The 15,191-nt window shown below is 68.5% G+C and carries 16 protein-coding genes; 2 read left to right on the top strand and 14 right to left on the bottom strand.

The features are described from left to right. Positions 1-2 precede the first annotated feature (2 nt). The 9 genes from atpA to prmC all read right to left on the bottom strand — a co-directional run bounded on the left by atpA (position 3) and on the right by prmC (position 7,607). Positions 3-1,643: a F0F1 ATP synthase subunit alpha gene (gene atpA / locus ACI3KS_RS06745; RefSeq protein WP_404916514.1), complete on the bottom strand. Its 1,641-nt coding sequence runs from the start codon at positions 1,641-1,643 to the stop codon at positions 3-5. 47 nt (positions 1,644-1,690) lie between these two features. Beyond that, on the bottom strand, positions 1,691-2,479 hold the full coding sequence (locus tag ACI3KS_RS06740; protein ID WP_404916512.1) for a F0F1 ATP synthase subunit delta: 789 nt from the start codon (positions 2,477-2,479) through the stop codon (positions 1,691-1,693). Further along, positions 2,479-3,030 (bottom strand): F0F1 ATP synthase subunit B, encoded by a 552-nt coding sequence (locus ACI3KS_RS06735; protein ID WP_404916510.1) that lies wholly within the window; start codon positions 3,028-3,030, stop codon positions 2,479-2,481. The genes ACI3KS_RS06740 and ACI3KS_RS06735 overlap by 1 nt, the downstream gene beginning before the upstream one ends. A 27-nt stretch (positions 3,031-3,057) precedes the next feature. Beyond that, a complete protein-coding gene (gene atpE / locus ACI3KS_RS06730; RefSeq protein ID WP_404916508.1) occupies positions 3,058-3,294 on the bottom strand; it encodes an ATP synthase F0 subunit C in 237 nt (78 codons plus the stop codon). Positions 3,295-3,357: 63 nt separating this feature from the next. Beyond that, positions 3,358-4,140, bottom strand: coding sequence for a F0F1 ATP synthase subunit A (atpB, locus tag ACI3KS_RS06725; RefSeq protein ID WP_404916506.1), 783 nt, complete (start codon positions 4,138-4,140; stop codon positions 3,358-3,360). 159 nt (positions 4,141-4,299) lie between these two features. Next, complete coding sequence (locus ACI3KS_RS06720) at positions 4,300-4,803, bottom strand: hypothetical protein (RefSeq protein WP_404916504.1); 504 nt, start codon at positions 4,801-4,803, stop codon at positions 4,300-4,302. Next, positions 4,803-5,972, bottom strand: a complete 1,170-nt coding sequence (locus ACI3KS_RS06715) for a glycosyltransferase family 4 protein (RefSeq protein ID WP_404916502.1) — start codon at positions 5,970-5,972, stop codon at positions 4,803-4,805. Before ACI3KS_RS06715 ends, ACI3KS_RS06720 begins: the two co-directional genes overlap by 1 nt. Then, on the bottom strand, positions 5,969-6,670 hold the full coding sequence (locus ACI3KS_RS06710) for an L-threonylcarbamoyladenylate synthase (protein WP_404916500.1): 702 nt from the start codon (positions 6,668-6,670) through the stop codon (positions 5,969-5,971). Before ACI3KS_RS06710 ends, ACI3KS_RS06715 begins: the two co-directional genes overlap by 4 nt. Before the next feature lie 76 nt (positions 6,671-6,746). Next, positions 6,747-7,607, bottom strand: coding sequence for a peptide chain release factor N(5)-glutamine methyltransferase (prmC, locus tag ACI3KS_RS06705; RefSeq protein WP_404916498.1), 861 nt, complete (start codon positions 7,605-7,607; stop codon positions 6,747-6,749). A gap of 99 nt (positions 7,608-7,706) precedes the next feature. Between prmC and cysK the strand changes: the two genes are divergently transcribed. Together cysK and epsC are read left to right on the top strand one after the other, a co-directional pair. After that, the gene (gene cysK, locus ACI3KS_RS06700) at positions 7,707-8,645 is read left to right on the top strand and encodes a cysteine synthase A (RefSeq protein ID WP_404916496.1); all 939 of its coding nucleotides are present in this window, start codon (positions 7,707-7,709) and stop codon (positions 8,643-8,645) included. 9 nt (positions 8,646-8,654) lie between these two features. Beyond that, positions 8,655-9,224, top strand: coding sequence for a serine O-acetyltransferase EpsC (gene epsC / locus ACI3KS_RS06695; protein ID WP_404916494.1), 570 nt, complete (start codon positions 8,655-8,657; stop codon positions 9,222-9,224). A gap of 3 nt (positions 9,225-9,227) precedes the next feature. On the opposite strand, the gene ACI3KS_RS06690 is transcribed toward epsC, so the two are convergent. The 5 genes from ACI3KS_RS06690 to ACI3KS_RS06670 all read right to left on the bottom strand — a co-directional run bounded on the left by ACI3KS_RS06690 (position 9,228) and on the right by ACI3KS_RS06670 (position 15,169). Next, positions 9,228-9,626 carry a hypothetical protein gene (locus ACI3KS_RS06690; RefSeq protein ID WP_404916492.1) on the bottom strand — a complete coding sequence of 133 codons (399 nt, stop codon included), beginning with the start codon at positions 9,624-9,626 and terminating at the stop codon, positions 9,228-9,230. Positions 9,627-9,652: 26 nt separating this feature from the next. Then, positions 9,653-10,732 (bottom strand): peptide chain release factor 1, encoded by a 1,080-nt coding sequence (gene prfA, locus ACI3KS_RS06685; protein ID WP_404916490.1) that lies wholly within the window; start codon positions 10,730-10,732, stop codon positions 9,653-9,655. A 3-nt stretch (positions 10,733-10,735) separates the two neighbouring features. After that, positions 10,736-12,754: a transcription termination factor Rho gene (gene rho / locus ACI3KS_RS06680; protein ID WP_404916488.1), complete on the bottom strand. Its 2,019-nt coding sequence runs from the start codon at positions 12,752-12,754 to the stop codon at positions 10,736-10,738. 178 nt (positions 12,755-12,932) lie between these two features. Beyond that, positions 12,933-13,868 carry a homoserine kinase gene (gene thrB, locus ACI3KS_RS06675; RefSeq protein WP_404916486.1) on the bottom strand — a complete coding sequence of 312 codons (936 nt, stop codon included), beginning with the start codon at positions 13,866-13,868 and terminating at the stop codon, positions 12,933-12,935. Further along, entirely contained in the window at positions 13,865-15,169 is a 1,305-nt protein-coding gene (locus ACI3KS_RS06670; RefSeq protein ID WP_404916484.1) for a homoserine dehydrogenase, read from the bottom strand. Before ACI3KS_RS06670 ends, thrB begins: the two co-directional genes overlap by 4 nt. Between the last annotated feature and the right edge of the window lie 22 nt (positions 15,170-15,191).

Raw genomic sequence — 15,191 nt, 5'->3', positions numbered from 1 at the left:
GATTACGCGCGACGACCCTTGACGATCTTCTCCTGGTTGACGTCCTCGGCCTCGGCTGCCGCGTGCTCCTCGTGACCAGGGGCGCCGATGGCGTGGCCCTTGCCGCCCTGGAACTCCAGGATGAACGCATCGGTGTGCTTGCCGAGCTCCGCGACGGTGTCATCGTCGAGGACGTTCGTCTCGCGCAGGGTGTCGAGCACCGTGGTGTTGCGACGCAGGTAGTCGAGCAGTTCGCGCTCGAACCGCAGCACATCCTCGACCTCGATCGTGTCGAGCTTGCCGTTGGTTCCGGCCCAGATCGAGACGACCTGCTCCTCGACCGGGTACGGCGAGTACTGCGGCTGCTTGAGCAGCTCGGTCAGACGCGCACCGCGCGAGAGCTGACGACGCGACGCCTGGTCGAGGTCGGATGCGAACATCGCGAACGCCTCGAGCGAGCGGTACTGCGCGAGCTCCAGCTTCAACGTTCCGGAGACCTTCTTGATCGACTTGACCTGAGCGTCACCACCGACTCGCGAGACCGAGATACCCACGTCGACCGCCGGACGCTGGTTGGCGTTGAAGAGGTCGGACTGGAGGAAGATCTGGCCGTCGGTGATCGAGATCACGTTGGTCGGGATGTACGCCGAGACGTCGTTGGCCTTCGTCTCGATGATGGGCAGACCCGTCATCGAGCCGGCGCCGAGCTCGTCGGAGAGCTTCGCGCAACGCTCCAGCAGACGGGAGTGCAGGTAGAAGACGTCGCCGGGGTATGCCTCGCGGCCCGGCGGACGGCGCAGCAGCAGCGACACGGCGCGGTAGGCCTCGGCCTGCTTCGACAGGTCGTCGAAGATGATGAGGACGTGCTTGCCCTCGTACATCCAGTGCTGGCCGATCGCGGAACCCGTGTAGGGAGCGATGTACTTGAAGCCGGCGGGGTCGGATGCCGGAGCGGCGACGATCGTCGTGTACTCCAGAGCACCGGCCTCTTCGAGCGCACCCTTGACGGAGGCGATCGTCGAGCCCTTCTGACCGATGGCGACGTAGATGCAGCGGACCTGCTTGTTGACGTCGCCGGACTCCCAGTTGGCCTTCTGATTGATGATCGTGTCGAGCGCGATCGCGGTCTTGCCGGTCTGGCGGTCGCCGATGATCAGCTGACGCTGACCACGGCCGACCGGGATCATCGCGTCGATGGCCTTGATACCGGTCTGCATGGGCTCGTGCACCGACTTGCGCTGCATGACACCGGGCGCCTGGAGCTCGAGCTCGCGGACGCCGGTGGTGGCGACCGGGCCGAGGCCGTCGATCGGGTTGCCGAGCGGGTCTACGACGCGACCGAGGTAGCCGTCGCCGACGGGGACGGAGAGGACCTCACCCGTGCGGGTGACCTCCTGGCCGGCCTCGATGCCGGTGAAGTCGCCGAGGACGACAACACCGATCTCGTGCTCGTCGAGGTTCAGGGCGAGGCCCTTGGTGCCGTCGCCGAAGGTCACGAGCTCGTTCGCCATGACGCCGGGCAGTCCCTCGACGTGGGCGATGCCGTCGGCGGCGTCGATGACCGTGCCGACCTCGGTCGCTGCAGCGCCGGTGGGCTCGTACGCGGCGGCGAAGTCCTTCAGCGCGTCACGGATGACGTCGGGGCTGATCGATAGTTCTGCCATTGTCTTCCCTTTGTATCTGGGTGCGCGGTTCCCCGCGCGAAGTCGTGTTAGCCGGCGAGCTTCTGGCGAAGATCGGCGAGACGGGCTGCGATGCTGCCGTCGATGACGTCGTCGGCGATCTGCACGCGCAGCCCTCCGACGACGGAGGGGTCGATGACGACGTTGAGCGAGACCTGGCCGCCGTAACGGCTCGAGAGAGCCGTGCTGAGCCGGGCTCGCTGCGCGTCGCTGATCGACGTCGCGCTGTGCACCGTCGCGACGACGCGGCCGCGCTGGCTCGAGACGATTCTCAGCGCGCGGCTGAGCAGCTGCCGGACCCGACGATCGCGCGGCCGACGGACGAGGGACGACACGATGAGCGTGGAACCGGCACCGGCTCCCCCGGCGAGCAGACGCTCGACGAGGGCTCCCTTGGCGTCGCTTCCGCCGAGTCGACCGCCCAGAGCGAGCTCGAGGTCGGCGTTGTCGGCGATCACCCTGGTGAAGCCGAAGATCTCGCCCTCGATGTCCGCCTGCGGCTCCGCGATCGCGGTGGCCCGGATGGCGAGCTCCTCGATCCCGTCGACCAGATCGGATGCCGAGGACCAGCGCTCGGCGACGACGGCCCCCAGCAGACCACGGGTGGTCTCGGAGAATCCGCCGAACACCGAGGCGACGACGTTCTGACGCGCCGCGGCCGGAGCCGCAGGGTCTGCGAGCGCGCCGCTCAACTGGGTCGAGTCGCCGACGGCGCTCGCGGCAGCGAACAGCTCCCGCGCAGTGTCGAGGCTCACGCCCGACGCCGCGGCAAGCGCCTCAGTGGATGCCGCGAGTGCCTGAGTGGTCGCGCTGCCCATTACTGAGCCGCCTTTTCCGATGCCTCGAGGTCGGCGAGGAAGCGATCGACGACAGCCGTCGCACGTGCGTCGTCGGACAGCGTCTCTCCGACCACGCCGCCGGCGAGGTCGAGGGCGAGCGTGCCGACCTCGCTGCGCAGCGAGACCAGAGCGGCCTGGCGCTCCGCCTCGATCTGCGTGTGCGCGGTGGCGGTGATGCGAGCGGCCTCGGTCGACGCCGCGTCCTTGGCCTCGGAAACGATCTTCTTGCCGTCCTCACGGGCGGCCTCACGGATCTCTCCGGCCTCGGTGCGCGCCTCGGCGAGCTGCTTCGTGTACTCCTCGAGCGCGGCCTCAGCCTGCTTCTGGGCCTCGTCGGCCTTGGCGATGTTGCCCTCGATGGCCGCGGAGCGGGCGTCGAGCAGTGCGTACATCTTGGGCAGTGCGACCTTCCACACCACGATCAGGATGACGACGAAGCAGACCGCAGACCAGATGATGTCGTACCACGCGGGGATCAGCGGGTTGTGACCCGCCTCCTCCGCGGCGTGCGTGACAAGAGCGTTCAGCATCCTGTCTCCTTATCGAAAACTGGTGGGTCAGCCCTGGAAGATGAAGTAGGTCGCGATGCCGATGAAGGCGAGCGCCTCGGTGAAGGCGATACCGATCCACATCAGGACCTGCAGGCGACCGGCCAGCTCGGGCTGACGGGCGACGCCCTCGATCGTCTTGCCGACGACGATACCCACGCCGATGGCCGGGCCGATTGCTGCGAGGCCGTAGCCGACGGTGCCGATGTTGCCGGAGATTTCAGCGAGAACCGTAGTTGCGTCCACGGGTTTTTCCTTTCGTTGGGTGGGAAGGCAGGTGTTTGCCGACCCGCTCAGTGTCTGGTGGGCTCAGTGCTCTTCTGCGACCGCGAGCTGGATGTAGACCGCGGTGAGGATGGTGAAGACGTAGGCCTGCAGGAAGGCCACGAGGACCTCGAACAGGGTGAAGGCGAATCCGAAGGCGAGGGTGCCGGCGCCGAGGGCGATCCAGCCGCTGCCGAGGGTGAAGAGGAAGAACTGCGTGGCCGAGAAGAACAGCACGAGCATGAGGTGCCCGACGATCATGTTCATCAGCAGTCGGAGGGTCAGCGTGACAGGACGGATGATGAACGTCGAGAGGAACTCGAGCGGCGTCACGATGATGTAGAGGAACGGCGGGACGCCCGCGGGGAACAGCGAGTTCTTGAAGAAGTTCTTCGGGCTCTTCTTGATGCCCGCGTAGATGAACGTCACGTAGCTGACGATCGCCAGCAGCAGCGGCACGGCGATGATGCTCGTACCCGCGATGTTCAAGAACGGGATGATGCCCGTGATGTTCATGAACAGGATCATGAAGAACATGGTCGCGAGGATCGGCATGAATCGACGGCCGTCCTTGCGCCCGAGCAGATCCTCGGCGATGTTCACCCGCACGAAGTCGAGGCCCATCTCGACGACGCTCTGGAAGCGTCCGGGGACGACGCGCATGCGGCGCGTGCCGAGCCACAGCAGAAGCACGACCACGACAGTGGCCAGGAACTGGATCAGGTGGATCCGGTGGATGACCAGATCACCGATCTGGAAGACCGCGTCGGGGAAGAACTCATCGATCGACGGTCCGTGGAACTCGCCGTCAGTGGCGAGTCTGGGCATGAGGGTCGCAGCAAGATTGAACAGCGCGGGCTCCAGCTTCGGGGCACCGGTCAGAACCGGGGCGACGATGGTCGGTGTGCTTCACAGCGCAAGCGCTCGCGAGACGAGCGGCGGGCACGTGTCAACACTATCAGAATCTGAGGGTGGCCTAAGACCGCTCTACGGCCGCTCTGGGCCGTCCTGGGCGGGCGACGAGCCGGGTGCGACGTCCTCTGGAGCGACCTCCGGAAGGGAGGTGTCGCTGACGTTCGGCAGCCGCATCGTGCTGACCACGATGCCGTCGATGATGAGCGACATCAACACGCCGGCGACGATCGACACGAAGAGGACGACCGGGTTCACCCACGGCTGATCCTTGAGGACCACGATCACGAGGAAGAACACGATGAGCTTGAGGAGCCAGCCGCCGAGCACGATCGCGAAGAAGAACTGGACGTAGAGCGGCTCGCCGTACCAGCGATTGGCAACGAGGATGCTGATGCCGGTGATCGCGAGGAACACGGCGGCGATCAGCACACCGAGGAGTCCGCTCACGAGGCCCTGCTCCTGGGCGACGACGAAGCCGACCACTGCGGCGGCGACCGCGAGCACGACGGTGGCGATCGCGGACCAGATCAGGGTCCTCCGCAGGATCGGGGTGCTGGTCACAGGACTCGGGCTCATCAGGACTCCACGGTTCGAGGCTCGGGTGCGGCTCCGGACGCAGATCGTCTGCGTCCGGAGGGGTTCAGGGTGATGACGAGGCAGGCGGCGATGCCGACCACGCCGAAGACGACGCCGGGCAGGTACTGGCCGAGCCAGTCCTCTCGCGCACCCACGTACATGAGCAGCACGGCGAGGGAGATCACCGCCGTCCAGGCGTAGAAGATGAGAACGGCGTCGCGGTCGCGGTGACCGAGGTCCAGCATCCGGTGGTGCAGGTGCTTGCGATCCGGTGAGAACGGAGACCTGCCGGCGCTCATGCGCCGGAGCACGGCGAGGCCGAAATCGAGCAGCGGGAGCAGCACGACCAGCAGCGGCAGCAGGATCGGGATGAAGGCACCGAGCAGTCCGGAACGGCCGATTCGCTCGGGATCGATCACCGCGGGATCGAGCTGCCCGGTCAGCGAGATCGCGGATGTCGCCATCAGCAGGCCGAGCACGAGCGCCCCGGAGTCGCCCATGAAGATCTTCGCCGGGCTCCAGTTCATCGGCAGGAAGCCCAGGCAGGCTCCGATGAGGACGGCCGCGAGGAACGTCGACAGGTTGAAGAACGTCGACGCCCCGGTGTCGCGCGTGACGATGTACGAGTAGGCGAAGAAGACGCCGTTCGAGATGAGGCACACGCCGGCGACGAGGCCGTCGAGGCCGTCGATGAAGTTGACGGCGTTCATGACGATGACGATCGCGAACATCGTCATCGTGATGCTCAATCCGCTCGAGAACACGAGCATGTCGCCGAACGGCAGGGAGAGGATCTGCAGTCCGCCGCCGACGGTGATGATGCCGGCCGCGAGGAACTGCGCGCCGAGTTTGATCAGCCAGTCGAGGTCCCAGAGGTCGTCCGCGACACCGATGAGAGCGATGAGGAGCGCCGCGGCGAGGATCGACCACATCGTCTGCGGCGGCATCCAGATCGTGGAGAAGAAGGGATTGAACGAGGAGAACCCGAAGGCGGCGGCGATCCCCAGGAAGATCGCGACTCCCCCGAGTCTCGGGGTCGGCGTCTTGTGGACATCGCGCTCACGGATGCCCGGGTAGAGCTTGTAGCGCAGACTGAGACGCCACACGACAGAGGTCAACGCGAACGTGATGGCCGCGGTGACGATGACCGTGAGGAGATACTGCTTCACGAATCCTCGTCCGACGCGGACGATTCCGGCTCGAGCAGATCGCCGAGGATCTCCTCCAGCTGCTCCCGGGTGACGGCGCCGTGGCGGAGGATGCGCACCCGACCGGTCGAGGATTCGCCGCCCCGGTGCACGAGCGACGTCGCGTCGACGATCGTCGACGCGACACCCTGAGCGCTCGTCCCGTCGTCGAGGTACACGGACACGCTGTCGCCGAGCATGCCCTCCGCCTCCTGCGCCGTGAGCGCCGCGGCTTCACCCGTGAGATTCGCGCTCGACACCGCGAGCGGGCCCGTCTCGGCGAGCAGCTCGAGGGCCACCCGGTTGGCCGGCATCCGCACGGCGACCGTTCCCTTGGTCTCTCCGAGATCCCACACCAGCGAGGGCTGCGCGGGAAGGACGATGGTCAGTCCGCCTGGCCAGAAGGCGTCGACGAGGCGATCGACGGCCTCGGGGACGCTCTCGGCCAGGGCGACGAGCGTCTCGCGTGCGCCGATCAGCACGGGCGGCGGCTGATCGCGTCCTCGTCCCTTGGCGTCGAGGAGGCGCTGCACCGCCTGCGGCGAGAAGGCGTCGGCTCCGACGCCGTAGACCGTGTCGGTGGGGATCACGATCACCTCGCCGCGGCCGATGGCCTGACGAGCATGACGCATACCGGCGAGGAGCTGGGACTCATCGCCGCAGTCGAAGATGGAAGACATGACCCGTCGATTCTAGCCGTCGCGGCCTGAGGACTCCGTCGGGGCCGCACGGAGAGCGGTGAGGGGCGGAGCGCCGTCAGGCGCGGAGCGCGGTCGTCGCACGATCGCGCAGGGTGAGGTCGCGATGCGTGGCAGCGGCCCGCCACCCGTCGCCCTCGAGGATCGCCCGGATCTCGGCGCCCTGCAACTCGCCGTGCTCGATGACCAGGAGCCCGCCCGGGTGCAGCAGCTCCTGCGCACGCACGCTGAGCACGCGCACGACATCGAGGCCGTCCTCTCCGCCATAGAGGGCCATCGCCGGGTCGAACAGTCGCACCTCCGGATCGCGCGGGATCGCCGCGTCCGGCACGTAGGGCGGGTTCGAGATGACGACGGATGCCGTGCCGTCGAGCTCGGCGAACGCCTCGCGCAGATCCGCGTTGACGAGAGTGAGGTTCTCGACTCCCGCGGTGTTGCGCCGGGCCCAGGGAAAGGCGTCGGGTGAGAGCTCGGCGGCGAAGATCCGGGCGTGCGGGACCTCGGTCGCCATCGCCAGGGCGATCGCGCCGCTTCCGGTGCCGAGGTCGATGCCGATCGGTGCGGGTCGGGGCGCGGCGAGCAGGGCGTCGATCGCGATCTGCACCACCGTCTCGGTCTCCGGGCGCGGAACGAAGACGCCGGGCCCGACGGCGAGTTCGAGGTGCCGGAACGGCGCCCGCCCGGTGATGTGCTGGAGCGGTTCCCGGGTCGCGCGGCGCGCGATGAACTGCTCGAACGCACTCACATGAGCATCCGAGATCGTGTCGCCGCGCACCAGCGCCGCCTGGAGCTCGCCCCGACCGATGTCGAGCACATGGGCGGCGAGCAGCTCGGCATCGATGCGGGGGTCTGGGACCCCGACCTCGGCGAGGCGGGCGGCACCCGAGCGCAGGACGGCATCCAGAGTGGTGTCGGGCATACGGTCCAGCGTAGGCGGTGGACCGCGTCACACGGGCGCCGCCGCACGGGCACTCCCCTAGGCTGGGCATCAGGAATCCCGCTCAGGAAAGGCTTCTCCATGCCCGGCATCCACTCCGACATCACGACCGCGTTCGGTGGCACCCCGCTGGTGCGGCTGAACCACCTGACCGAGGGGCTCGACGCGACCGTGCTCGTGAAGCTCGAGGCCTACAACCCCGCGTCGAGCGTGAAGGACCGCATCGGGATCGCGATCGTCAACGCCGCCGAGGCGTCGGGCGAGCTCAAGCCCGGCGGCACGATCGTCGAGGCCACCAGCGGCAACACCGGCATCGCCCTGGCGATGGTCGGCGCGGCACGTGGCTACAAGGTGATCCTCACGATGCCCGCATCGATGTCGAAGGAGCGCCGCGTGCTGCTCAAGGCGTTCGGTGCCGAGCTCGTGCTCACCGACCCGACACTGGGCATGAAGGGGGCGATCGCGACGTTGCAGGAGATCATCGAGTCCACCCCCGGCGCGGTCTGGGCCCGTCAGTTCGAGAACGCGGCCAACCCGCAGATCCACCGCGAGACCACCGCGCAGGAGATCCTGCGCGACACCGACGGCAAGGTCGACTACTTCGTGGCTGGCATCGGCACCGGAGGTACCATCACCGGAACTGGGCAGGCGCTGAAGGCGGCGAACCCCGAGGTGAAGGTCATCGCCGTCGAGCCGAAGGACTCCCCGCTGCTCTCCGAGGGCCACCCCGGACCCGCGAAGATCCAGGGCATCGGCCCGAACTTCGTCCCGCCGATCCTCGACCGCGATGTGATCGACGAGATCATCACCGCCGAGTTCGACGAGTCGATCTCGACCGCACGCGCGCTCGCGGCGCGCGAGGGCCTGCTCGTGGGCATTTCGAGCGGTGCCGCCGTGGCTCAGGCGCTCAAGGTCGCCGCACGCCCAGAGAGCGCCGGTAAGACGATCGTCGTGATCGCTCCCGACACGGGCGAGCGCTACCTCTCCACCGCGCTGTTCGAAGACCTCCGCGAGAGCTGAACCGTCTCGATGAGCATGATCGGTCGAATGCGCGAGGACATCGCGGCGGCGAAACTGCGTGACCCCGCGGCCCGAGGGAGCGCCGAGGTGGCTCTGTTGTACCCCGGGCTGCACGCCATCTGGGCGCACCGGGTGTCGCATGCCCTCTGGCGACGGGGCCTGCGCCTGCCCGCCAGAGCGGGTTCTCAGATCGCACGATGGCTGACCGGGATCGAGATCCACCCCGGCGCGACGATCGGCCGACGCTTCTTCATCGATCACGGCATGGGCGTCGTGATCGGCGAGACCGCCGAGGTGGGTGACGACGTGATGCTGTACCACGGCGTCACCCTCGGCGGGCGCACGCGGGACTCGGGCAAGCGGCATCCGACACTCGGAGACGGCGTCGCCGTCGGGGCCGGCGCGAAGATCCTCGGTCCGATCACGATCGGCGCGCGTTCTGTGGTGGGCGCGAACGCCGTGGTGACCCGGGACGCCCCCGCGGACAGCGTCCTCGTCGGCGTGCCGGCCAAGCCGCGGACCCGGCTCAGCGGAGACGACAGCAGAGCGCTGCTGACCGCGCCCGACTACTCGATCTGAGTCTCAGCGTTTCCGCTGCTCGGGCTTCCTCTTCAGGAAGAGCATCGGCAGCAGCGCACTGCCGATCGCGGTGACCAGCCACACGATCACGGCTCCGAGGAGCCAGCCGGTGGCGTCCACGATGCGCAGCCCGCCGATCGGCAAGAGCACGACGATCACGAGCGCGATCAGGGTGGAGACGATGCCGATGCCTCCCATGAGCACGGGCGCGTAGCGGTCGGCGAGCTTCGAGGCCACGGGAGCGAGCACGCTCTGCAGCACGGCGAAGATCACGATGCAGATCACGAAGCCCCACCAGCGGTCCCACTGGATACGGAAGCCGTCGAGCAGGAGGTCGGCGACGATGAGACCGATCCCCGCAGAGGCGAGGTACAGCGCGGAGCGGATGAGGAAGGTGATCACGGCCCGAGCATATCGCTGAGCCGGGCTCAGGATTCGGAACCGACCGCCGCCAGTCGCGCCTCTTCGTCGGCCTGGATCGCGCTGTCGATGAGCGGGCCGAGCGCCCCGTCCATGACCTGGTCGAGGTTGTACGCCTTGAATCCGGTGCGATGGTCCGCGATCCGGTTCTCGGGGAAGTTGTACGTGCGGATGCGCTCGGAGCGGTCCATACCGCGGATCTGCGACTTGCGGGCGTCGGATGCCGCGGCGTCGAGCTCCTCCTGCTGCTTCGCGAGCAGGCGCGCTCGGAGCACGCGCATGGCCGCCTCGCGGTTCTGCAGCTGCGATTTCTCGTTCTGCATCGACACCACGATGCCGGTGGGCACGTGCGTGATGCGCACCGCGGAGTCGGTCGTGTTCACGGACTGCCCGCCGGGCCCGGACGAGCGGAACACGTCGATCTTCAGATCGTTCTGATCGATCTGGATCTCTTCGGGTTCGTCCACCTCGGGGAAGACGAGCACGCCGGTGGTCGAGGTGTGGATGCGCCCCTGCGACTCCGTCGCCGGGACGCGCTGCACGCGGTGCACTCCGCCCTCGTACTTCAGGTGGGCCCAGACGCCCTGCGCGGGATCGGAGGACGATCCCTTGATCGCGACCTGCACGTCCTTGTAGCCCCCGAGATCGGACTCGTTGCGCTCGAGCAGCTCGGTCTTCCACCCCTTCGACGCGGCGTACTGGATGTACATCCGCAGCAGGTCGGCGGCGAAGAGAGCGGACTCGGCGCCGCCTTCCCCCGCCTTGATCTCCATGATCACGTCACGGGCGTCGTCGGGGTCGCGCGGGATCAGCAGCCGACGCAGCTTCTCCTGCGCCGCTTGGAGTCCGTCCTCGAGCGCGGGGATCTCGTCTGCGAAGGCCTCGTCCTCGCGGGCGAGCTCACGTGCGGCATCCAGGTCGTCGGATGCGGCCACCCACGCGGCGTGGGCGGCGACGATCCTCGACAGCTCGGCGTAGCGGCGATTCACGCGCTTCGCGCGAGCGGCGTCGGCGTGCACCGCCGGGTCGGAGAGTTCCTCCTGGACCCGGCGGTGTTCGTCGATGAGCGCCTGGACGGACTCGAACACGGCTCAGCGGATGTTGTTCTCGTGCCCGTGACCCGAACCGTTCGCCGGCGCCGGGATCGACTTCTGCATCTGCACGAGGAACTCGACGTTCGAGTGCGTCTCCTTGAGCTTGCCGAGCACGACCTCCAGCGCCTGCTGGGTGTCGAGGCCCGCGAGGGCGCGACGCAGCTTCCAGGTGATCTTGACCTCGTCGGGCGAGAGGAGCATCTCCTCGCGGCGGGTGCTGGACGCGTTGACGTCGACGGCGGGGAAGATGCGCTTGTCGGCGAGCTGACGCGACAGACGCAGCTCGCTGTTGCCCGTGCCCTTGAACTCCTCGAAGATGACCTCGTCCATCTTGGATCCGGTCTCGACGAGCGCCGTGGCGAGGATCGTGAGCGATCCGCCGTTCTCGATGTTGCGTGCCGCGCCGAAGAAGCGCTTGGGCGGGTACAGCGCCGATGCATCGACACCACCGGTGAGCACACGACCGGATGCAGGTGCCGAGATGTTGTACGCACGGCCGAGGCGGGTGATCGAGTCGAGCAGCACGACGACGTCGCGGCCGAGCTCGACCAGACGCTTGGCACGCTCGATCGCCAGCTCGGCGACCGTGGTGTGGTCCTCAGCCGGGCGGTCGAAGGTCGAGGCGACGACCTCGCCCTTCACCGTGCGCTGCATGTCGGTGACCTCTTCGGGACGCTCGTCCACGAGGACGACCATGAGGTGCACCTCGGGGTTGTTCTGCGCGATCGCGTTGGCGATCTGCTGCAGGACGATCGTCTTGCCCGCCTTGGGCGGGGCGACGATGAGGCCGCGCTGACCCTTGCCGATCGGGGCGACGAGGTCGATGATGCGCTGCGTGAGCTTCTCGGGAGCGGTCTCCAGGCGCAGGCGCTCCTGCGGGTACAGCGGCGTCAGCTTGCCGAACTCGACACGAGTGGCGGCGTCGTCGACCGACAGGCCGTTGATCGAGTCGACCTTGACCAGGGCGTTGTACTTCTGACGGCCCTGCTGCTCGCCTTCGCGCGGCTGCTTGATCGAGCCGACGATCGCGTCGCCCTTGCGGAGGTTGTACTTCTTCACCTGGCCGAGCGAGACGTAGACGTCGCTGGGCCCGGCGAGGTAGCCGGTCGTGCGGACGAACGCGTAGTTGTCGAGGACGTCGAGGATGCCGGCGATCGGGATCAGGACGTCGTCCTCGCCGATCTCGGTGTCGAACTCGTCGGTCGGGGCTCCGCCGGTGCGGCGCTTGTTGCGCTGGCGGTTGCGGCCATTCGACGAGCCCTGCTCATCGTCGGCGGATGCGCTCTGCGAACCGTTGTCGTTCGAGGACTGGCCATTGCCGTTCGTGTTGTTGCCGTTGGCGTTCGCGTTGCCACCGTTGCCGGCCTGTCCGCGACCACGGCTGCGGCTGCGGTTGCGACTGCGGCCACGGCCGCCCTGCTCCTCGCCATCGGCGCCTTCGCTGGGCGCCTCGGCGGCAGGTGCGGTGCTCTCGACTGACGCGTCGGAGCTGGTCTCCGCAGGTGCGGCGTTGTCGGCCTTGGGCTTGCGCGGAGCGCGAGCCGGCTTCTCCGCAGGCGCCTCGACGGCGGCCTCATCGGATGAGGTCGTCTCGGCGGCGGCCTCCGCGGCGGGGGCCTCGACCTTCTTGCGACGGCTGCGGGGGGCCTTCGCCGGGGCCTCGGCCGCGTCGGCCGGGGCGTCTGCAGCGGCCGGTGCCTCGCTCGCAGCGGCGGCATCGGCCGCGGGTGCCTCGGCATCCGCCTTCTTCGCACGGCTGCGACGGGGGGCCTTCGCCTTGGGCGCTGCGTCCTCGGCGGGAGCCGCTTCGGAGGGTGCGGAGTCGGGCGCGGGCCCGGACTCCACGGCTGCGGCCGACTCGACCGCAGCCGCGGTCTCGGCCTTCGCTGCGGCGGTGGCGGTCGTCGCGCGACGAGGCGCGCGCTTGCGCGCCGGTGCGGCGACGGTCTCGGCGGCGGGTGCCGCTGCTTCTGCGGCGGGTGCCGCGTCGTTCTGGGTCTCGGAGAAGTTCTCCACGAGTGCTCCCTCTTTGGTCTCGGAGACATGAGCGTCACGCGCGCAACGGGTGCTGCGCACGATCGCACGGGCTGACGCTCGGCGCCAGCCGGCTTCGGCACTGGTGTCTCAGAAGAACAGTGCGTGAAGGGTTTGCGTGCGGGTCCTGCAGAGTTGCAATGGGGCCAGATTCACGCAGTTACGTGGAGCCCTCCGCTCGATTCCCCACTGTACCACCACGCACGTCGACGGCGAGCAGCAGGGCCTCCCACGGGGTGTCGGTGATGCGAGTGGCGAGCTCGACGGCATCCTGGCGGCTGCCGGGCCCGTCGGCGAGCACGAGCACGCTCGGGCCTGCGCCCGAGACGACCGCGGCGAATCCCTCGGCACGCAGCGCCTGCACGAGCCGCTGCGTCTCGGGCATCGCCTCGGCGCGGTAGTCCTGGTGCAGGCGATCGGCCGTGGCGTCCAGCAGCAACTCAGGACTCTGCATGAGCGCGGCGATCAGCAGCGCAGACCGCGAGACGTTGAACACGGCGTCCTCGGTGGAGACCTGCGGCGGCTGCAAAGAGCGGGCCTTGGAGGTCGACATCGTGTACGACGGCACGAGCACGAGCGGTGAGACCCCGCGGTGCACGAGCAGCTTCTTGTGCTGCGGCCCCTTCTCCCCCACCCATGCGATCGTGAGTCCGCCGAACAGCGCAGGTGCGACGTTGTCGGGATGACCCTCGATCTCGGTGGCGAGACGCAGCAGATCCTCGTCGGAGATCTCGACCTCGCCCTCGAGAAGACCCTTGGCCGCGAGGATCCCCGCGGTCACGGCGGCACCCGACGAGCCGAGTCCGCGCCCGTGCGGCACGCCGTTGACGGCGGAGATGCGCAGTCCGGGCATGGGGCGACCGAGGTCGCGGTAGACGTGCTCGATCGTGCGCACGATGAGGTTCGAGGCGTCTCGAGGGATCTCGGTCGCGCCGGATCCCTCGACCTCGATCTCGAGCTCACCGGCGGGCAGCTCGGTGACCTCGAGCGTGTCGTAGACGCTGAGCGCGAGGCCGAGCGTGTCGAAGCCGGGGCCGAGGTTGGCGCTGGTCGCGGGGACCGTGACCTCGACGGTGCGTCCGACGGGCATCGTCATTCGCCTTCGACGCGCAGCACGGAGACCACGCGCTCGACGACCGGGCTCTCGGCGAGAGCCGTCACGGTGGCGCTGAGCGCCTCCTCGGTGGCGCGGTGCGTGCCGATGATGAGACGCGCGGTGGGCTCGTCCTCGCCCTCGACGGTCTGCACGACCGTGGCGACCGAGACGCCGCCGTCGCTGAGCGTGCTCGCGACCGTGGCGAGCACTCCGGGTGCGTCGGAGACCTGGAGGGTGATCTGATAGCGCGTCGTGACGTGACCGATCGGGACGATCGGGAGGTTCGCCCTGGTCGACTCGCCGACCCCCACGCCGCCGGCGATGTGCCGACGCGCGGCGGAGACGACATCTCCGAGCACGGCGGATGCGGTCTGGACGCCACCGGCGCCGGCACCGTAGAACATGAGCGAGCCTGCGGCCTCGGCCTCGACGAAGACCGCGTTGTTCGCTCCGTGCACGTTGGCCAGCGGGTGCGACTGGGGCACCAGCGCGGGATACACGCGCACGGAGATCGACTCGGCACCGTCGACCTCGATCCGCTCGCAGACGGCGAGCAGCTTGATGACGAATCCGGCGGCACGCGCCTCCTGGATCATCGATGCGGTCACCGAAGTGATGCCCTCGCAGTGCACCGCTTCCAGCGGGACCGTCGTGTGGAAGGCCAGGCTCGCGAGGATCGCGGCCTTCTGCGCGGCGTCGTGACCCTCGACGTCGGCCGTCGGGTCCGCCTCGGCGTAGCCCAGGCGCTGCGCGTCGGCGAGCACCTCGGCGAAGTCCGCACCCTCGGTGTCCATGCGGTCGAGGATGTAGTTCGTGGTGCCGTTGACGATGCCCATGATGCGCACGACGCGGTCGCCGGCGAGCGAGTCGCGCAGCGGGCGGATGATCGGGATCGCCCCGGCCGCAGCGGCCTCGTAGTAGACGGACGCGCCCACGCGATCGGCGGCCTCGAAGAGCTCGGGACCGTGGGTCGCGAGCAGCGCCTTGTTGGCCGTCACGACGTCGGCGCCGGCACCGATGGCCTGCAGGATGCTCGTGCGTGCCGGCTCGATGCCGCCGATGAGCTCGATCACGATGTCCGCACCGAGCACCAGCGACTCCGCGTCGGTGGTGAACAGCTCGCGCGGCAGGTCGACGTCGCGCGGCGCATCGACGTCGCGCACCGCGATGCCGGCCAGTTCGAGAGCGGCACCCGCGCGGTCGGCGAGCTCATCGCCGTGGCGCAGCAGCAGGGACGCGACCTGCGAACCGACCGCTCCGGCGCCCAGCAGCGCCACGCGCAGTCGTCGGTACTCAGTCATGGGGACTCCTTCGGAGATGTAT

It is taken from the genome of Microbacterium sp. ZW T5_45 (assembly GCF_044987415.1).
Lineage (GTDB): Bacteria > Actinomycetota > Actinomycetes > Actinomycetales > Microbacteriaceae > Microbacterium.
The sequence above is the reverse complement of the archived record's forward strand: the minus strand, read 5'-3'. Positions and strand labels throughout refer to the sequence as shown.